The following is an 18,590-nucleotide window of genomic DNA, read 5'->3' as shown; positions in this document are numbered from 1 at the left end:
CATGCACATCCTCGTGGTGCACAACCGCTACGGCTCGGCGCAGCCGAGCGGGGAGAACAAGGTCGTCGACCAGGAGGTGGAGCTGCTGCGCGCGGCCGGCCACCGGGTCGAGGTGTTCGAGCGGCGCAGCGACGACATCGGCGCCATGTCCCTCCTCGCCAAGGTCGCGGTGCCCCTGCGGGTGCCGTGGAACCCGGCGGTCCGCACAGAGCTCGCCAACCGGCTCCGCGCCGAGCGGCCGGACGTGGTCCACGTCCACAACGTCTTCCCGCTCCTGTCGCCCGCGGTGCTGGCCGCCTGCGCCGACGCCGGGGTGCCCGCCGTCGCCACGCTGCACAACTACACCCAGGTCTGCCCGCCCGGCACGCTGCAGCGGGACGGCCGGCCGTGCACCGAGTGCGTCGGATCGACGCCGCTTCCCGCCGTCCGGCACGGCTGCTACCGCAACTCCCGCCTGGCGACCGTGCCGCTCGCCGTCAGCCTGTCGGCCAACCGGCGGCGGTGGTGGTCCGGCGTGGAGCGGTTCCTCTGCATCTCCGCGGCGCAGCGCGACGTCCTGGTGCGGGCCGGCATGCCGGCCGAGCGGCTGGCGGTGAAGCACAACTTCGTGCCGGAGCCGGGCACTTGCCGAGTGGGCGGGGGAGAGCAGCTGCTCTATCTCGGCCGGCTCGCGGAGGCCAAGGGCGTACGGCTGCTCATGACCGCATGGGACGAGATCGCGGCGAGCGGCGGTGTGGGCGTACCGCTCGCGATCGCCGGCACGGGTCCACTGGAGCGAGAGGTGACCGCCTGGGCAGCGGGCCGGGACGACGTGCGTTACGTCGGCCTGCTGGATCCGGCGGAGTGCCAAAAGGCCATCGCGCAATCGGTCGCCGTGGTGGCTCCCTCGACGTGGCTGGAGGCGTTCGGCCTGGTGGTCGTGGAGGCGATGGCGGCCGGGGTCCCGACCGTCGCCGCGGGTCACGGCGCCTTCGTCGAACTCGTCGAGGACGGCGTGACCGGGCTGCTGCACCGGCCGGGCGAGCCCGCCTCGCTCGCGTCCTGCATACGCCGGATCGCGGCCGAGCCGGCTCTTGGCCGGGAGATGGGCCAGGCGGCCCGGCTCCGTTACGAACAGGGTTTCAGCCCGGAAGTCGGGCTGGAGCGCCTGCTGGAGGAGTACCGCACCGCGATCGCGGGTCGGTCAGCACAGACTCGCGGCGGGGACACCCGCGTGAGCAGGGGGGATGGGAACAGCAGATGACACGATGCCGACTCTGCGGCTCGGCGACACTGGCGAGCGTCGTCGATCTTGGGGCGACGCCACCATGTGAGAGCTTCCTCGCCGCGGACCAACTGGACAAGCCGGAACCGGCGTACCCGCTGCACCTGCGGGTCTGCACCGAATGCTGGCTCGCGCAGATCCCTCCGCTGATCACGCCGGAGGAGACGTTCAGCGAGTACGCGTACTTCTCCTCCTTCTCGACCTCCTGGGTGGAGCACGCGCGCACGTTCGTCGCCGACGCCGTGGAGCGGGTGGGGCTCGGCACCGCCGCCTTCGTGGTCGAGGTCGCGAGCAACGACGGGTATCTGCTGCGGCATGTGGTGGACCGGGGGATCCGCTGCCTCGGCATCGAGCCCTCGGTGAACGTCGGCGCCGCTGCGCGGGACGCCGGTGTGCCCACGCTCACGGAGTTCCTGAGCCCGGACACCGGCTCGGCCGTCCGTGCCGAACACGGCCCGGCGGACCTGGTCGTGGCCAACAACGTCTACGCGCACATCCCCGACGTGGTCGGGTTCACCCAAGGGCTGCGCGCCCTGGTCGCCGACGACGGCTGGGTCTCCATCGAGGTGCAGCACCTGCTGACCCTGATCGAGGAGAACCAGTACGACACGATCTACCACGAGCACTTCCAGTACTACACGGTCGCGTCCGCGATCCGGGCCCTCGCCAGCGGCGGACTCGCGCTCGTGGACGTCGAGCTGCTGCCCACGCACGGCGGCTCGATCCGGCTGTGGGCCCGGCCCACCGAGGTGGCCGGCGAGCCGACCTCGCGGGTGGCCGACGTGCTGGACCGGGAGAAGGCCGCCGGGCTGCAGGAGCTGTCCGGGTACACCGAGTTCTCCGCCCGGGTGGCCAAGGTGCGCCGGGACCTGCTGCGGTTCCTCATCGAGGCGGCCGAGCGTGGTGAGACGGTCGTCGGCTACGGCGCCCCGGGCAAGGGCAACACCCTGCTCAACCACTGCGGCATCCGGCCCGACCTGCTCCCGTACACGGTCGACCGCAACCCCTACAAGCACGGCCGGTTCACCCCGGGCACCCGCATCCCGATCCTGCCGCCCGAGCAGATAGCCGCCGACAAGCCGGACTACGTCCTCGTCCTCCCGTGGAACCTGCGCGCCGAACTGGTCGAGCAGCTGTCCTTCGTGCACGACTGGGGCGGTCGGCTGGTCTTTCCCATCCCGGAACTGAGCATTGTCGAGGCCGCGTCTCGAAAGGTCACAGCATGAAGGTCGTTCTGTTCTGCGGCGGTTACGGGATGCGGATGCGCAACGGAACCTCCGACGACGTGCCCAAGCCGATGGCGATGGTCGGCCCCAGGCCGCTGATCTGGCACGTCATGCGCTACTACGCGCACTTCGGGCACACGGAGTTCATCCTGTGTCTCGGGTACGGGGCCCACCACATCAAGGACTTCTTCCTCAACTACGAGGAGACGACGTCCAACGACTTCGTGCTGCGCGACGGGCGGACCGAGCTGCTGTCCACCGACATCTCGGACTGGACGATCACGTTCGCGCAGACGGGCATCGAGTCACCGATCGGGGAGCGGCTGCGCCGCGTGCGCCACCACCTGGACGGCGACGAGATGTTCCTCGCCAACTACGCCGACGTCCTCACCGACGCCCCGCTGCCGGAGATGATCGAGAAGTTCGCGCAACGCGACGCCGGTGCGTCGATGATGGTGGTGCCGCCGCAGTCGTCGTTCCACTGCGTGGAGTTGGGCGAGGACGGGCTGGTGGGCGGCATCACCGCGGTGAGCGAACTGCCGCTGTGGGAGAACGGCGGCTACTTCGTGCTCCGCCAGGAGGTCTTCGACCACATACCGGAGAACGGGGACCTGGTGGCCGACGGATGCGCCCAACTGGCCAAGCGTGGACGGCTGGTGGCGCACCAGCACCGCGGCTTCTGGAAGCCGACCGACACCGTGAAGGAGCGGGCCGCGCTCGACGCCGCCTACGCCCAGGGCGACCGCCCGTGGGCCGTGTGGGAGCAGGGGGTGCGCGCGTGATCCGACTCGGGACCGGGTCCCTGGACCGGATCGTCGCCGTGGGCGCGCACTGCGACGACATCGCCATCGGCGCCGGCGGCACGCTGCTCGCCATGTGCCTCGCGCGGCCGGGTCTCCGGGTCGACGCGCTGGTGCTCTCCGGTGGGGGCAGCGAACGCGAGCAGGAGGAGCGGGCCGCGCTCGCCGCCTTCTGCCCGGGCGCCGACCTGCGGCTGACCGTGCTCAAACTGCCGGACGGCCGCATGCCCGTGCACTGGGACGAGGCCAAGGCCGCCGTCGAGGAACTGCGCGGACAGACCGACCCGGATCTGATCCTGGCCCCGCGCACCGACGACGCACACCAGGACCACCGCGGCCTGGCGAAGCTGATCCCCACCGCCTTCCGCGACCACCTCGTGCTCGGCTACGAGATCGTCAAGTGGGACGGCGACCTCGGCCGTCCGGCCGTGTACCAGCCACTGTCGCCGGAGATCGCCGAACAGAAGGTGCGACTGCTGCAGGAGCACTACCCCTCGCAGCGGCACCGGCCCTGGTACGACCGGGAGGCCTTCCTCGGCCTCGCGCGGATCCGCGGCATCGAATGCCACGAGCGATACGCCGAAGCGTTCGCCGTCACCAAACTCACGCTCAACCTGGGGGGTTGAACCATGCGCGTACTGCTGACCGGACACCAGGGATACCTGGGAACCGTCATGGCCCCGGTCCTCGCCGCCGCCGGACACGAGGTCGTCGGCCTCGACGCAGGCCTGTTCGCCGACTGTGTCCTTGGTCCGACGCCCGCGGACCCGCCGGGCCACCGGGTTGACCTGCGCGACGTCACGGCCGAACACGTGGCAGACGTCGACGCCGTGATCCACATGGCCGCGCTCTCCAACGACCCGCTGGGATCGCTGGCACCGGAACTCACCTACGACATCAACCACCACGCGTCCGTACGGCTTGCCCAGTTGGCCCGCGACGCCGGAGTGCGGCGCTTCCTCTACGCGTCGACGTGCTCGGTCTACGGCGCCTCCGGCGGCGACGACCTGGTGGCCGAAGACGCCCCGCTGCGCCCCGTGACGCCGTACGCGGAGTCCAAGGTGCGGGTGGAGGACGACCTGCACGCGCTGGCCGACAACGACTTCACCCCGGTGTTCATGCGCAACGCCACCGCCTTCGGCTACTCGCCCCGGCTGCGTGCCGACATCGTGCTGAACAACCTGGTGGGCCACGCGCTGCTGTCCGGCGAGGTGCTGGTGCTCTCCGACGGCACCCCGTGGCGCCCGCTGGTGCACGCCGTCGACATCGCACGGGCCTTCACTGCCGCGCTGACCGCGCCACGGGAAGCGGTGCACGACCGGGCGTTCAACATCGGCAGCGAGACCAACAACGTCACGGTCGCCGAGATCGCCGAGCAGGTCGCCGAGGCGGTGTCCGGCGCGAAGGTGGTGATCACCGGGGAGAACGGTGCCGATCCGCGGTCGTACCGGGTCGACTTCTCCCGGTTCCGTACGGCGATCCCCGGCTTCGACTGCGAGTGGACGGTGAAGCAGGGCGCGCTCGACCTCGCCGACGCCTACCGGAAACACGGGCTGACCCGGGAGGACTTCGAGCAGCGCTTCACCCGCCTCGCCGTGCTGCGCGCGGCGTCCGAGGCCGGCACCGTCGACGACACCCTGCGGTGGCGCCGGTGACCATGCACGGCGAAGAGATGCACGCGCTGGTGGAGCGGCTGTACCCGCTGTGCCGGAGCATCACCGGCGACGGCGTCCGCGCCACCTTGGACATCGTCGGCGAGTACATCCCGCTGCAGGTGCACGAGGTGCCGACCGGGACTCAGGTGCTCGACTGGACGGTGCCGCAGGAGTGGAACATCCGGGACGCGTACGTCGCCGACGCCTCCGGCAACCGGGTCGTCGACCTCGCCGCGTCCAGCCTGCACGTGCTCGGCTACAGCGTCCCGGTGTCGGCGACGATGCCCCTGTCCGAGCTGCGCGGACACCTGCACACCCTGCCGGACCAGCCGTCCTGGGTGCCGTACCGCACCAGCTACTACAAGCCGGAGTGGGGCTTCTGCCTGGCCCAGGACACCCTGGACGCCATGCCGGACGGCGAGTACGAGGTGCGCATCGACTCCACCCTCGCCGATGGCCATCTCACCTACGCCGAGCACGTGGTGCCCGGGCAGGTCGCCGACGAGGTGATCGTCTCCTGCCACGTCTGCCACCCGTCGCTGGCCAACGACAACATGGCCGGCGTCGCGGTGGCGACGTACCTGGCCAAGGCGCTGGCCGAGGAAACGCCGTACTACACCTACCGGTTCATCTTCGCGCCCGGCACCATCGGGGCGATCACCTGGCTGGCCCGCAACGCGGAACGGGTGGAGCGGGTCAAGCACGGGTTGGTGCTGGCCTGCGCCGGCGACCCGGGCTCGTTGACGTACAAGCAGAGCCGACGCGGCGACGCCGAGATCGACCGGGTGCTGCGGCACGTCCTGGCCACCTCCGAACGCCCGCACCAGGTCAACGAGTTCACTCCGTACGGCTACGACGAGCGGCAGTACTGCTCGCCCGGGTTCAATCTCGGCGTGGGCTCGCTCACCCGTACCCCGTACGCGGGCTACCCCGAGTACCACACCTCGGCGGACAACCCGGACTTCGTCTCCCCAGAGGCGATGGCGGACACCCTCGCCGTCTGCCGCGAGGCGTTCGCCGTCCTGGACCGCAACCGGCAGTACGTCAACCTCAGCCCGTACGGCGAACCACAGCTGGGCCGACGCGGGTTGTACGACGCGCTCGGTGGGCGCAGTGACACCAAGCAGGCCCAGATGGCCATGCTCTGGGTGCTCAACCTCTCCGACGGCGAGCACAGTCTGCTGGACGTCGCCGAGCGGTCCGGGCTGCCGTTCAGCGCCGTCGCCGACGCGGCCGACGCCCTGCACGAGGCAGGGCTGATCAAGACATGACGTCCATGCCCGTCGAGGGGGAGAGTTCCCAGACAGCGGCGCCACCGGCCCGGTCCGCCAAGCGGGCCCTGGTCGGCCGGCTGTCCTGGGGACTGGCCGACCAGGCGGCCTCCAGCATCAGCAACTTCGCGGTGGGCATCTACGTGGCCCGCTCGCTGGGGGTCACCGCGTTCGGCGTGTTCAGCCTTGCCTGGGTGACCTACGGCGTGGTGCTCAACGTCTCCCGGGGCCTGGCCACCGACCCGCTCGTGGTGCGCTTCAGCGGCGTGCCGGAGGCGTCCTGGCGCGGGGCGGTGGCACGGTCAGCGGGTACCGCCCTCGGCGTCGGCTCGGCGCTCGGCGTGGTGTGTCTGGTGGCCGGGCTCGGTCTCGGCGGCCGGGTGGGGCCCGCCTTCGCGGCCCTGGGTCTCATGTTGCCGGGGCTGCTGCTCCAGGACGCCTGGCGGTTCTCGTTCTTCGCCGCCGGCGCCGGGCGGAAGGCATTCGTCAACGACGTCGTGTGGGGCGTCGCGCTCGTCCCGGCCATGGTGGTGGCGGCCCACGTGGGCACCGTGGCCGCCTTCGTGCTCGCCTGGGGCGCGTCCGCCACGGTGGCCGCCGGCTACGGCTACTTCCAGTCCGGCATCCGGCCCCGGATGGCCGAGGCGCGCGGGTGGCTGCGCGAACAGCGCGACCTCGGCTACCGGTACCTGGTCGAGAACGTCAGCCTCAGCGGCGCCAGCCAGGTGCGGGCATACGGGCTCGGCGTGATCGTCGGGGTCGGCGCGGTGGGCGCGGTGCGGGGCGCCGAGCTCCTGCTCGGCCCGTTCCTCGCCGTACTCATGGGGCTTTCGCTGGTCACCGTCCCCGAGGCGGCACGGGTGCTGCGGCAGGCCCCGCACCAACTGGGCAGGTTCTGCCTCCTCCTCGGCGGCGGGCAGGCCGCCGGAGCGCTGCTCTGGGGCTCGGCGCTGCTGCTGATGCCGGGCCGGCTCGGCGAACTGGCGCTCGGCGACGTCTGGCACTCCTCCTCGCACCTCATCGTGCAGATCACCCTCAGCGTCGCGGGAGCGGGCCTCGGCACCGGCGCGGCGGCCGGCCTGCGCGCGCTCGGCGCGGCCCGGCGCAGCCTGCGCTGCCAGTTGTTCGCCTCCGCCTGCTACGTCGGCGGCGGGCTCGGCGGCGCGGCCGTCGGCGGCACGGCCGGCTCCGCCTGGGGCGTCGCCGCCGCGACCCTCAGCGGCTCGGCCGTGTGGTGGCTGCAACTGCGATCCGCCCTGCGCGAGCACCGCCACAACCCCATCCCCGAAGTGAGGACCTCATGACCTCCCAACCCAGGCTGACCATCGGCCTGCCCGTGTACAACGGCGAGGAGTACCTGGCGGAATCGCTCGACGCCCTGCTCGGCCAGACCTACGAGGACTTCGAGCTGGTCATCTCCGACAACGCCTCCACCGACGGGACCGAGGACATCTGCCGCAAGTACGCCGCGCAGGACGCGCGCATCCGGTACCTCCGGCTGCCCCGGAACGTCGGCGCCACCCCGAACCACAACCGGGTGTTCGCCGAGTGCCGCGGCGAACTGTTCAAGTGGGCCTCGCACGACGACCTCTACGCCCGCGATCTGCTGCGCCGCTGCATCGAGGCGCTGGACGAGCGGCCGGACGTGATCCTCGCCCACGCCGACCAGGCGGTCATCGACGGCGACGGCCAGGTGAAGGTCCCCTACGAGTACACCCTTGCGACCGACTCACCGCACGCGCCGGAGCGCTTCCGCAGCATGCTCTTCGAGCCCGGCGGCGACGACTTCTACGGGGTGATCCGGGCCGACGCGCTGCGCCGGGTGAAGCCGATGGACAGCTACCACCACGCGGACCGCACCTTCGTCGCCGAGATCGCCCTGCACGGGCGCTTCCACCAGGTGCCGGAACTCCTGTACTTCCGCCGCGACCACCCCACCCGCGCCGAGCGGGCGAACCCCTCGAAGCGCTCCCGGTGCGTCAACCTGGACCCGCGCCGGGCGGGCCTGCTGCACCCGACACCCCGGCTGCTCGCCGAGTACGTCTGGGGCTTCACCTCGGCGGTCCGGCGGGCCCCGCTGTCCCCGGCCGACCGGCGCGCGTGCTACCGCCACCTGGCCGCATGGATGACCAGCCGGGTGCGGCCGGGCGCCGGCGAGCGGGTCGAGGACCGCGCCCCGGTCGACCCGGCCAAGCTGACCGTCTCCGTCGACGCCCTCGTCGCCGGCCGTGAGGGGAGGCAGGGATGACGTCAGCTGAAACTCCGGTGCGCGTCGGGGTGTTCGGCCTGCTCGGCTCCGGCAACCTCGGCAACGACGGATCGCTGGAAGCCGTGCTCGGCTACCTCCGCGCCGATCACCCGGACGCGTTCGTGGACGCGCTGTGCGGCGGACCCGAGGCGGTGACGGCCAAGTTCGGGATCCCCGCGACGCGGCTGCACTGGAACCGCGCGGAGTACCGGACCGCGTCCCGTGCGGGCGCGATCGCGTCCAAGGGACTCGGCAAGCTCGTCGACGTCTTCCGCACCGCCGCCTGGGTACGCCGGCACGACGTGGTGATCGTGCCCGGCATGGGCGTCCTGGAGGCCACGCTGCCGCTGCGGCCGTGGGGCTTCCCGTACTCGCTGTTCCTGCTCTGCGCGAGCGGCCGGCTGCTGGGCACCAGGGTCGCGCTGGTCAGCGTCGGCGCCGCCGAGATCCGCAACCGCCCGACCCGGGCCCTGGTGCGCTGGTCGGCACGGCTGGCCTCGTACCGCTCGTACCGGGACGCCCAGTCCCGTGACGCGATGCGGGCGATGGGCGTGGACACCGCGCGCGACGAGGTCTACCCCGACCTCGCGTTCTCCCTGCCGACACCACGGGCGAGTACGCCCACAGGCGCGCCGGGTCCCGTCTGCCTCGGCGTCATGGACTTCCACGGCGGCAACGACGACCGCGCCCGGGCCGAGGAGATATACCAGCGCTACCTCGACGGGACGATCCGGTTCGTCCGCACGCTCGTCGAGGAGGGCAGGCCGGTCCGGCTGCTCACCGGCGACCAGTGCGACCTGTCGGTGGTCGCCGCGATCCTCGACGCGGTCGACTCACCGCTGGTCACCGCGGCCGAACCGGACTCACTGGCCGACCTGATGAACGAGATGGCGGCCGCCGACACCGTGGTGGCCGTCCGCTACCACAACCTGATCTGCGCGCTGAAGACCGGAACGCCCGTGCTCGCCCTCTGCTACGCGGCGAAGAGCGACGCGCTCATGGACCGGATGGGCCTCGGCGCGTACTGCCACCCGGCACGCGAGGTCGACGCCGACCGGCTGCTCGAACAGTTCCGGGACCTGGAGAAGCACGCGGCGGAGCTACGACAGACCCTCACCGACCGGAACCGGGTCGCCGCACAGCAACTCGCCCAACAGTTCGCCGACTTGACCACGACCCTGTTCCCGGCGAACGACCACGACCACGCCCCGCGGAAGGCTCCATGAAAGCGACCGAAGTCCCGGAGATCGCCGGCGCGTACCTGTTCGAGCCGACGCCGTACGCCGACGAACGCGGCTTCTTCTGCCGCACCTTCGACGTCGACGTGGTCCGCTCGGTGGGCCTCGACCCGCACGCCTTCGTCCAGGACAGCGTGTCCCGCTCGGTCCGGGGCGTGCTGCGCGGCCTGCACCTGCGCTCCGGCGCGGGCGAGGCCAAGCTGGTGCGGTGCTCGTACGGGGAGATCTTCGACGTCGTCGTGGACCTGCGCCCGGACTCGCCGACCTACCGCAACGTGGCCTCTTTCGAGCTGTCCGGTGAGACGCAGAAGACCCTGTACATCCCGGCGGGGTGCGCGCACGGCTTCCAGGCGCTGACCGAGACCGCCGACACCTCGTACCGGATCGACCGCCCGCACGACCCGTCCGAGGACGTGACGATCGCCTTCGACGACCCGGAGCTCGCCATTGACTGGCCGCTGCCGGTCGCAATGATGTCCCAACGGGACCGGGAGGCGCCAAGCCTCGCCGAGGTCCTGAAGCACAAAGAAAGTTGAGGTCCGCGTGGACACCGAAGAGCTCCGCCTGCCCCTCTCGCGGACGGCGAACGAGCGACTGCACGCCCTGATCCCCGGGGGCGCGCACACCTACGCCAAGGGCGACGACCAGTACCCCAAGGGCCTGGCCCCCGTCATCAGCCACGGCAGCGGTGCCCACGTGTGGGACGTCGACGGCAACCGCTACATCGAGTACGGCTCCGGCCTGCGGTCGGTCAGCCTCGGCCACGCCCACCCACGCGTGACCGAGGCGGTCCGGCGGGAAATCGACCGCGGCAGCAACTTCGTACGACCGTCCATCGTCGAAGTCGAGGCCGCGGAACGTTTCCTGGCCACGGTGCCGACCGCCGAGATGGTGAAGTTCGCGAAGAACGGCTCCGACGCCACCACCGCCGCGGTACGCCTCGCCCGCGCCGCCACCGGGCGCGCGAGGGTAGCCATCTGCGCCGACCATCCGTTCTTCTCCGTCGACGACTGGTTCATCGGCACCACGCCGATGTCCGCCGGCATTCCGGCGGCGACCAACGAGCTCACCGTGGCGTTCCCTTACGGGGACCTGGCCGCCACGGAGGAGCTGCTCACCCGGTACCAGGACGAGGTCGCCTGTCTGATCCTCGAACCCGCCACCCACACCGAGCCGCCGCCCGGGTACCTCGCCGGCCTGCGCGAGCTGGCCGACCGGCACGGCTGCGTACTGATCTTCGATGAGATGATCACCGGCTTCCGCTGGTCGGAGGCGGGCGCCCAGGGCCTGTACGGCGTCGTCCCCGACCTCTCCACGTTCGGCAAGGCGCTGGGCAACGGATTCGCCGTCTCCGCGCTGGCCGGGCGCCGCGATCTGATGGAGCGGGGCGGGCTGCGTCACTCCGGCGACCGGGTGTTCCTGCTGTCCACCACGCACGGTGCGGAAACGCACTCGCTGGCCGCCGCGATGGCCGTGCAGACCATCTACGCCGAGGAGGGCGTCACCGCGCGGCTGCACGCCCTCGGGGAGCGGTTGGCCGCCGGTGTCCGCGACGCTGCGGCCGGCATGGGCGTCGGCGACCACATCGTCGTCCGGGGCCGGGCCAGCAACCTGGTCTTCGCCACCCTCGACGAGAACGGGCAGCCGTCGCAGCAGTACCGCACCCTGTTCCTGCGCCGGCTCCTCGCGGGCGGAGTGCTGGCCCCGTCGTTCGTGGTGAGCAGCGCGCTCAGCGACGCCGACATCGATCACACCGTCGACGTGGTGGCCCAGGCCTGTGCGGTGTACCGGAAGGCACTGGACGCCGCTGACCCCACCCCCTGGGTGGGCGGACGACCCGTGAAGCCCGTATTCCGCCGCTTGGCGTGACGTGACGTCAGCGACGCTCGTGCCGACGGGCGTCGGCCGTCCGATCGACCAGCCACGCCGTCGCCGGAATCACCGCCAGCGCGGTGCACCAGCCGCCGAGGACGTCGGTCGGATAGTGCGCGCCCAGGGCGACCTGCGCCCATCCCATCGCGGCGCCGGCCACGAGCGCCGCGGCGAGGACGAGTGACGTGCCGGCCGTCCTGCCCAGGCCGAGCCGGCCGGTCGCGAGCAGCGCCGCGATGAGGGCGAGCGCGGTGAAGAAGGCGGTGTGCCCGCTCGGATAGGACAGGTTGCCGGCGCCGTGGATGGTGCGTCCCACCAGATGCTTGAGCAGCGTCGCCGTCCCCACGGCCACGGCGGCGCCGGCAACGAAGAGCACCGCCGCGCGAGGGCGCCGAAGCAGCAGGCAGCCCGCGACGACGGCCACGACCAGCATCGCCGATCCGGCGGGCTCCCCCAAGAAGTCCAGGGCCAGAGCGACCCGCCTCCAAGGCCCCCGCACACTGTCCGCCGTCGGCTCGACGATCCACCTGTCCACCCTGCCGGGCTCGCTGTGACCGGCGTACAGCACCCCGAGCATGCCCACCACCAGCGCGGCGAGGACCGCGATCGACCCGAGCCACGCGCGCAGCGACCGGGGCAGCACCGCGGGCGCCGGCCGGCCGGTCACACGCCCACCGCGTCCGGTCGACCTGCGATAGTGACCTGCTGACGCTGACCGTGGCGGAGCCGGTGACCGCGTCCCACGACGTCGGGGCGTTGTTCCAGGACGACCCCGATGCCCGGAAGTCCGGGAACGCCCGGGCCCGCGCCAAGGGCATCGCGTTTCGGGCACTGATCGCCGGCTGCTTCCACGGCCGCGGCGAAAGCCCGCCCTTCATCGCCGAACTCGACCGCGCCGCAAGCCCCTACGTGGCCGCGGTCGAGCCCCGTAAGAACTGCCAGGCGATCCAACTCGAGCCCCCCGTCATGTCCGACTCACCCTCCAGCGACCATAACTGCCCCGCGGACACCCGTTCTTGGTCTGTACGACTCCGCAGGAGTCGTCGGCCTGTGCAGCCCCGAACTCGCCGGCCTGGCCATCGCCCTGGTCAGGGGCATTGGGATCCGTCTCCGCTTGTCACCCTAACCAACAATCCGCAAGGAAATAGCGGAGTTGAAGCGGGCCGACAAGATCTTGAAGGCCGCTTTGGTGTTTCTTGCCCACGAGAAGCTGAACCGGCAAGCGCCCGTTCCCATCCCGCCGCAGTTCGCCCGTGCTCATCGAGCAATCCATGCAGGAGTGGGAGCGCGTCAGCCACATCGGAGAACCCGAGCTTCCGCGCCGAGTACGACACCGGCAGGTTCTTGGTGCGCTGATGGTGCAGCGATGTCACCCCGTTGGCCAGGAATTCGGCCAGGAATAGGGTTGGCCTTCGCCGTGCGCGTCCGGGTGCGGCCCGTGCCTGGTCCGGATCCTGGCCGCGCGGCCGTCTGATGTTGGCGTCAGGTGCAGCGCTTTGCCCCGGGAGTACGCCGCCAGCTCTTTGACGTAGTCGAGCGGGATGCCGTACTCCCAGCCGGGCGACCTCAACTGGTTCTGGTCGCGCGCCGGCGCTCCTATCCCCGGCGGGTCCTGCCGCGCCGCACCGGGACGCGTAGCAGGTCCGTCCCGAGGGCCATACGGCCGCCGTAGTCGGACCGGTGTGCGCTCTCACGCAGCAGGCGGCGCCATGTCGCGTCGGGGACGGCGGCCGGGTCCCCCGGGCCGAGGTGCGTGGCGATCAGTGCACCGGCACCGGCCTCGGCGGCGATCCGGCCGAGTTCGGCCACGTCGGTGTGAGTGGCCAGGATGTGGTCGATGAGGGACTGCGGCAGGCCCAGGCCGGCCAGTCCGGCGGGGTAGACGGCCTCGTGTACGAGTACGTCCGCGTCCCGGGCCAGGGTGATGATGTTGGGGGAGAGGGTCGTGTCGCCGGAGAAGACGACGCTGCCGTGGTCGGTGTCGAAGCGGTAGGCGTAGGCGGGGAACACCGCGCCGTGCGGGACGAGGACGGCGCTGACCTTGACGTCGTCGTTCTCCATCACGGTGAAGGGCCGCATGGCGGGTGCGGTGTTCGTCGCGGAGGCGCCGGCTGCAGCCGGCGGCAGCACGTCGTGGACGTCCAGCAGGGTGGCAGGGTCGATGCCTATGTGTTCGGTCATGAAGAAGGTGGGGGCGGCTGCGTACGCCTGCCCGGCCAGCTTGGTCATCGCGACAGTGCCGGGCAGGGGGCCCGGGGCACCGGCCACGGTGGAGGGGATGCCGGCGGGGCCGGGGCCGTAGACGGGCACCGGTGTCCGGAACCCCTGGGCACCGGATGCCCCGGCCGACAGCAGGGGGAACGCGTAGTAGTCGACGATGTGGTCGGCGTGCAGGTGGGTCAGGAAGATGCCGGCCAGCGAGGGCATCGACAGTCCTGCGCGCAGGTACTGCGTCACCGCACCGCGACCACAGTCGACGACGTACGTCCTGCCGTTCACGACCAGGGCGGAGGAGATCCCGTATCGGCCCGCCAGCGGCGGCGGCCCGGAATTGGTTCCGAGCAGGACGAGCGACAAGGCCCCGTCGGAGCCGCTCGCAGGTGTCGCGGCCGCGGCCGGCGCCGCTGAGAGCAACGGTGTGGCGGCGACGGCCGAGGCCGCCACGGCACCCAGTACCGCTCTGCGGGAGGTGTGCTGCGCCTCTCCCTGCGGCGAGATCGCCCCCAGCTCCTGGTGGATCTGCTGTTCGTTCTCTACGGCTCGGCACATGATGGGGCGGCTCCTCTACGGTGCGCCGGATGTGAGGAGGGCGGGCAGGGCGCGGGACACGGCGGGGCCCGACCCACGCTTCGTCCTCGCGCCGCGTACTGCGCCCGCGATCACTTGGCGGAATGCTGCCTGCCGCCGCGCACGGAAGGGGAGAGCACGTCACGCAACCTAAGCTTCCGATCCGTCACCTTGAGCATGTGCCGAGGACGTCTGCGGTGCCGCATGAGTGGAGCGGTCCTCGTCGAAGCAGGCCGAGAGACCAGGCGGGCACCCGTCCCAGAGGCCCCGGGGTGGCCTTCGCGCATGAACTCGTCGGCTCCGCAGCGCAGTTCGTCGATGAGCCAGGCGTTCGTCCCCGTCGGCGTTGGCGTCGGCGCACCGCGTCACCTGGCCATGGCGTGGAGCGAGGTGCCGGCAATCAGCGCGATGGTCGAGCGATGGTCGGCGAGCGCCGCAACAGCCGGGCCAGGGGGCATCCGCGCAGCGGGACGCAGGGCACGAACGTGATGTGCCGCACGCCCAGGTCGACGACCGCACGCAGTACGCCTCACGTCCCGATCACGGGAATGGGATTCTCCTTGAACCAGCGCGAGAGGAATTCGAGCAGGATGACGACCTTGCGCGGCACGGTCCGACCGGGACCGTAGATCGCGTACAGCGGGCGGTCGGGGACGGGAACCTGGGGGAGTTGGACTTGGAGCGCTCCGGAGACCAGGTCCTCGTACGCCGACCGCTGCGGGAGCAAGGCGACGCCGCGGCCCTGGACGGCGGCCTTCTGCAGGGCGATGTACGAGTTCGAGGAGAAGGCCACGTTACGGATCTTGTGCAGGCTGGAGGTGGGGCCGTGCCCGAGCCGCCACACGGGCTCGTTCACATGCACAAGGCAGTCGTGGTCGGCCAGATCGCGGGGGTGGTCGAGGGCGCCGTGTCGTTCGACGTACTCCTCCGACGCGCACAGCGTGAAGGGGAGGGACGTGATCTTCTTGAGATGCACCCGGGAATCCCGCAGGTCACGGGTGTGCAGGGCCACGTCGAATCCGCTGTCCAGGAAGTCGTATGTGCGCTCCGACAGCCCGCCCAGCTCGAACCGCACGGCGATCTTCGGGTGCGCGGCGGCGAAGGAGGCGATGGCGTCCCCGACGTCCAGACTCCCGATCCACTTCGGGCAGATGACATTGAGGGAGCCCTCCGCCAGGTCGTGCAGGTGCCCGAGGAGGGCCTCCTCGGCGTCGACCTCGGCGAGGATGCGGGCGGCGAACTCGGAGTAGCGCAGGCCCGGTTCGGTCAGGCTGACGGAACGGGACGTGCGGTTGACGAGGCGGACACCGATCTGTCGCTCCAGTTCCGCTACGTGGCGTGAGACGAGGGAGCCGGACGAGCCCAGTGCTCGAGCGGCTCCACTGAAACTGCCGAGCTGCGCGACGGTGACGAAGCAGCGCATCAGAAGCAAGCGGTCCATGGAAGTCCTCCAGCGGCCACGGCTCGGGCGTCCCTCCGACCGTGTTGGACATGGGTGGGGAGGTGCTGGAGCACCTTCTTAACTAGAACGTTCTAGTTCGACGCTAACAGAGTGCTGCCGCTTCACGCGAGAGTGAGGAAATATCCCAGGCGACCCGCGACCCGCGACTGGCAGCCGGCGACCGGCGCTTCCGGGTTACGTCGCGTCGCCGTCCGTGGCCATCGAGTCGGCCATGGCGGGCCGCGTGGCCGTGCCGTGGAGGAACACCCGGACCGCGACGGAGATGCTCTCCCGGACCTCCTCGTCGTCGGGCCTGTGCGGCGAGTTCGTCAGCAGCCGCATCTGGGCGTCGCCCAGCATCGCCTGGTAGAGCTGGGCCGCGGCGCGTGCGGGGTTGGTGACGTCGATCTCGCCGGCGTCGCGCGCCTGGCGCAGGTACTTGGCGAGAACGGCCTGGCCGGCGGCGGGGCCGTGTTCGAAGAAGGCGCGGCCCACTTCCGGCATGCGTTCGGCTTCGGCTGTGACCAGGCGGTGCAGGGCGATGGCCTGGGGGGTGAGGACCAGGTTGGCGAAGTGTCCGCCCAAGGCCGTGAGCGTGGTCGCGAGATCGGCGTCGGGAGGGGTGAAGGAGTGCACCGGCTTCGACCATTCGTCGCACAGGGTCTCCACCGCGGCCTGGAACAGTTCGGCCTTGTCGGTGAAGTGGCGGTACAGCGTCGCCTTCGAGCCGCCGACCTCCGTCAGCACGTCCTCCATGGTGACGCCTGAGTAACCCCGGGCGATGAACAGTTCGCTTGCCGCGCGCAGGATCAGCTTCCGCCGGTCTGCCGCCCTCATCCTCTGCACGGTCGACATCGTATAAGTCGCTCTCTGGGCGGGTGGGCATGTGCCTCGCCGTCTCACGTCCATTGCCCGCGCAACGTCTCTTGTGCATCCATGCGACGGAACGGTACTGTACGGTACAGTACCGCTGCTGGTCGGGGTGTGTCCGGCCCGTGCCGCATGAGCACGTCCAGACGAAGACGTTGGCCGAACGGACATCCACGGGGTCGCGCCGCTGCTCCGGCGTCCCTGCCCGAACACCGGCCAGGGTGCCCGGCGACACCCCCCCTTCCCACCCGCTGTCGAAGCGCCCGCAGCCGCGTTGGCACTACATGGAGGAAGCAATGGCACATCTCGAGGATCAGATCCGCCAGGCCGGCGGCCCGCTGGCGCTGCTGCGCGGCGGGCGGTCGGGGGCGTACCCCTTCCCGATCCGCGCCGAGTTCACCAACTGGCGTGACGAGCAGGAGAGCTGGCGTACGAGCGCCGCGCTGATGGACCTCTCCCACCACATGACCGACGTCACGGTGGAAGGCCCCGACTGCTACCGCCTGCTCTCGGATCTCGGCGCGAACAGCTTCGAGGGCTTCGGCCCGATGCAGGCCAAGCAGTTCATCGCGGTCAACCACGACGGCCGCATGATCGGGGACTGCATCCTGTTCTGCCTCGCCGACAACCTGGTCCGCCTCGTCGGACGCCCGCCGGCCCTCAACTGGGTCCAGTTCCACGCCGAGACCGGCGGCTACGACGTCACCCTCCGCCGGGACGAGCGCACCGCGCAGAACCCGAACGGCCGCGAGTTCTACCGCCTCCAGCTGCAAGGCCCCCACGCGGCGCGCATCTTCGAGGAGGTCAACGGCGGCCCGATGCCGGACATCCCCTTCTTCAGCATGGGCCGGTTCCAGATCGGCAAGTACGAGGTCACCGCCCTCAACCACCGCATGTCGGGCTTCCCCGGCCTGGAGTTCTTCGGCCCCTACGCCGACGTCGACGGCATCCGCGACACACTCCTCGCGGCGGGGGAGCCGTACGGGATACGTCAGGTGGGCGCCCGCGCCTACGCCTCGGTGGCCACGGAGTCGGGCTGGATCGCCTCCACCGTGCCCGCCGTCTACTCGGGCGAGAGCATGAAGCGGTACCGCGAGTGGCTGGGCGCACGCACCTTCGAGGCGAACCTGTCGACCGGCGGCAGCTTCACCCCGGACCGGGTGGACGACTACTACGTCACCCCGTACGACCTCGGCTACGGCCACATCCTCAAGTTCGACCACGACTTCATCGGCCGAGAGGCCCTGGAAGCGATGCGTGGGCGCAAGCACCGCAAGAAGGTGTGGCTGTCCTGGCACCGCGACGACGTCGCCCGGATCTACGCCAGCATGTACGAGCAGGACGACCGGCGCTTCAAGTACATCGAGACGCCGGCCGCGTTCTACTCGGCCTCACAGTTCGACCGCGTCGAGAGCGACGGCCGGCTCATCGGGGTGTCGACCCTGTGCAGCTACTCCTCCAACGTCCGTGGCTGGATCTCCGTCTGCATGATCGACGCGGACGAGATGGGCTACGGACGTGAGGTCGATCTGGTGTGGGGCGAACCTGACGGCGGCTCCGCCAACCCGACGGTCGAGCGTCACGCCCAGACCACCATCCGCGCCACCATCTCCCGCAGGCCCTTCTCGAGCGACAAGCGCTGACGGTACCGGCCATGGCACGAGGTCCCCGGGACTCGCGCCCGGGGACCGGGGACCCGCGGCCGTCACCCGCGTCACCAGCGTCACGCGGAAGTGCGCGGAAGCGTCCCTCCAGACGGACGGCGGCGCGTCGGCTCGACCGCGGCGCCGGCGTCTCGGTTGCGCCGGATCAGGTACCCGGCTGAGGGCCCAGGCCCGCTGTACGCATCCGCCCGCCCGGCATGCGGCCCCGGTCCCGTTCTCCGCCAAGGGTGATCACCTGGAACTAGAACGATTTA

General features: G+C 70.8%; 16 protein-coding genes. 12 read left to right on the top strand and 4 right to left on the bottom strand.

Annotated features, from left to right (window positions below):
• The first annotated feature begins 1 nt into the window (after window position 1).
• Genes ACZ7M2_RS30785 through ACZ7M2_RS30735 form a run of 11 tightly spaced genes read left to right on the top strand, consistent with a single transcriptional unit; the run spans window position 2 to window position 11,571 of the window.
• Window positions 2-1,243 carry a glycosyltransferase gene (locus ACZ7M2_RS30785; protein WP_471598068.1) on the top strand — a complete coding sequence of 414 codons (1,242 nt, stop codon included), beginning with the start codon at window positions 2-4 and terminating at the stop codon, window positions 1,241-1,243.
• Window positions 1,240-2,490, top strand: coding sequence for a class I SAM-dependent methyltransferase (locus ACZ7M2_RS30780; RefSeq protein WP_471598067.1), 1,251 nt, complete (start codon window positions 1,240-1,242; stop codon window positions 2,488-2,490). Before ACZ7M2_RS30785 ends, ACZ7M2_RS30780 begins: the two co-directional genes overlap by 4 nt.
• A complete protein-coding gene (locus ACZ7M2_RS30775; protein ID WP_471598066.1) occupies window positions 2,487-3,272 on the top strand; it encodes a sugar phosphate nucleotidyltransferase in 786 nt (261 codons plus the stop codon). The genes ACZ7M2_RS30780 and ACZ7M2_RS30775 overlap by 4 nt, the downstream gene beginning before the upstream one ends.
• Window positions 3,269-3,916, top strand: coding sequence for a PIG-L deacetylase family protein (locus tag ACZ7M2_RS30770; protein ID WP_471598065.1), 648 nt, complete (start codon window positions 3,269-3,271; stop codon window positions 3,914-3,916). The genes ACZ7M2_RS30775 and ACZ7M2_RS30770 overlap by 4 nt, the downstream gene beginning before the upstream one ends.
• A 3-nt stretch (window positions 3,917-3,919) precedes the next feature.
• Window positions 3,920-4,945, top strand: coding sequence for an NAD-dependent epimerase/dehydratase family protein (locus tag ACZ7M2_RS30765; protein WP_471598064.1), 1,026 nt, complete (start codon window positions 3,920-3,922; stop codon window positions 4,943-4,945).
• A complete protein-coding gene (locus tag ACZ7M2_RS30760) occupies window positions 4,933-6,216 on the top strand; it encodes a DUF4910 domain-containing protein (protein ID WP_471598063.1) in 1,284 nt (427 codons plus the stop codon). Before ACZ7M2_RS30765 ends, ACZ7M2_RS30760 begins: the two co-directional genes overlap by 13 nt.
• Window positions 6,213-7,520, top strand: coding sequence for a hypothetical protein (locus tag ACZ7M2_RS30755; protein ID WP_471598062.1), 1,308 nt, complete (start codon window positions 6,213-6,215; stop codon window positions 7,518-7,520). Before ACZ7M2_RS30760 ends, ACZ7M2_RS30755 begins: the two co-directional genes overlap by 4 nt.
• The gene (locus ACZ7M2_RS30750) at window positions 7,517-8,464 is read left to right on the top strand and encodes a glycosyltransferase family 2 protein (protein WP_471598061.1); all 948 of its coding nucleotides are present in this window, start codon (window positions 7,517-7,519) and stop codon (window positions 8,462-8,464) included. Before ACZ7M2_RS30755 ends, ACZ7M2_RS30750 begins: the two co-directional genes overlap by 4 nt.
• Window positions 8,461-9,690 carry a polysaccharide pyruvyl transferase family protein gene (locus ACZ7M2_RS30745; RefSeq protein WP_471598060.1) on the top strand — a complete coding sequence of 410 codons (1,230 nt, stop codon included), beginning with the start codon at window positions 8,461-8,463 and terminating at the stop codon, window positions 9,688-9,690. The genes ACZ7M2_RS30750 and ACZ7M2_RS30745 overlap by 4 nt, the downstream gene beginning before the upstream one ends.
• Complete coding sequence (rfbC, locus tag ACZ7M2_RS30740; protein ID WP_352049652.1) at window positions 9,687-10,238, top strand: dTDP-4-dehydrorhamnose 3,5-epimerase; 552 nt, start codon at window positions 9,687-9,689, stop codon at window positions 10,236-10,238. The genes ACZ7M2_RS30745 and rfbC overlap by 4 nt, the downstream gene beginning before the upstream one ends.
• 7 nt (window positions 10,239-10,245) lie before the next feature.
• Window positions 10,246-11,571 carry a glutamate-1-semialdehyde 2,1-aminomutase gene (locus ACZ7M2_RS30735; RefSeq protein ID WP_471598059.1) on the top strand — a complete coding sequence of 442 codons (1,326 nt, stop codon included), beginning with the start codon at window positions 10,246-10,248 and terminating at the stop codon, window positions 11,569-11,571.
• 7 nt (window positions 11,572-11,578) lie between these two features.
• On the opposite strand, the gene ACZ7M2_RS30730 is transcribed toward ACZ7M2_RS30735, so the two are convergent.
• From ACZ7M2_RS30730 to ACZ7M2_RS30715, 4 genes are all read right to left on the bottom strand, one after another.
• Window positions 11,579-12,241 carry a phosphatase PAP2 family protein gene (locus ACZ7M2_RS30730; RefSeq protein WP_471598058.1) on the bottom strand — a complete coding sequence of 221 codons (663 nt, stop codon included), beginning with the start codon at window positions 12,239-12,241 and terminating at the stop codon, window positions 11,579-11,581.
• Between the two features lie 929 nt (window positions 12,242-13,170).
• Window positions 13,171-14,343 carry an MBL fold metallo-hydrolase gene (locus ACZ7M2_RS30725; RefSeq protein ID WP_471598057.1) on the bottom strand — a complete coding sequence of 391 codons (1,173 nt, stop codon included), beginning with the start codon at window positions 14,341-14,343 and terminating at the stop codon, window positions 13,171-13,173.
• A 547-nt stretch (window positions 14,344-14,890) separates the two neighbouring features.
• Complete coding sequence (locus ACZ7M2_RS30720; RefSeq protein WP_471598056.1) at window positions 14,891-15,802, bottom strand: LysR family transcriptional regulator; 912 nt, start codon at window positions 15,800-15,802, stop codon at window positions 14,891-14,893.
• 195 nt (window positions 15,803-15,997) lie between these two features.
• The gene (locus ACZ7M2_RS30715) at window positions 15,998-16,639 is read right to left on the bottom strand and encodes a TetR/AcrR family transcriptional regulator (RefSeq protein WP_471598055.1); all 642 of its coding nucleotides are present in this window, start codon (window positions 16,637-16,639) and stop codon (window positions 15,998-16,000) included.
• A gap of 329 nt (window positions 16,640-16,968) precedes the next feature.
• On the opposite strand from ACZ7M2_RS30715, the gene ACZ7M2_RS30710 reads away from it, so the two are divergent.
• Window positions 16,969-18,315, top strand: a complete 1,347-nt coding sequence (locus ACZ7M2_RS30710; protein WP_471598054.1) for an aminomethyl transferase family protein — start codon at window positions 16,969-16,971, stop codon at window positions 18,313-18,315.
• Window positions 18,316-18,590: the final 275 nt, after the last annotated feature.

The organism is Streptomyces sp. NPDC111507, from assembly GCF_055638955.1.
This window is presented reverse-complemented; position numbering and strand designations above follow the sequence as displayed.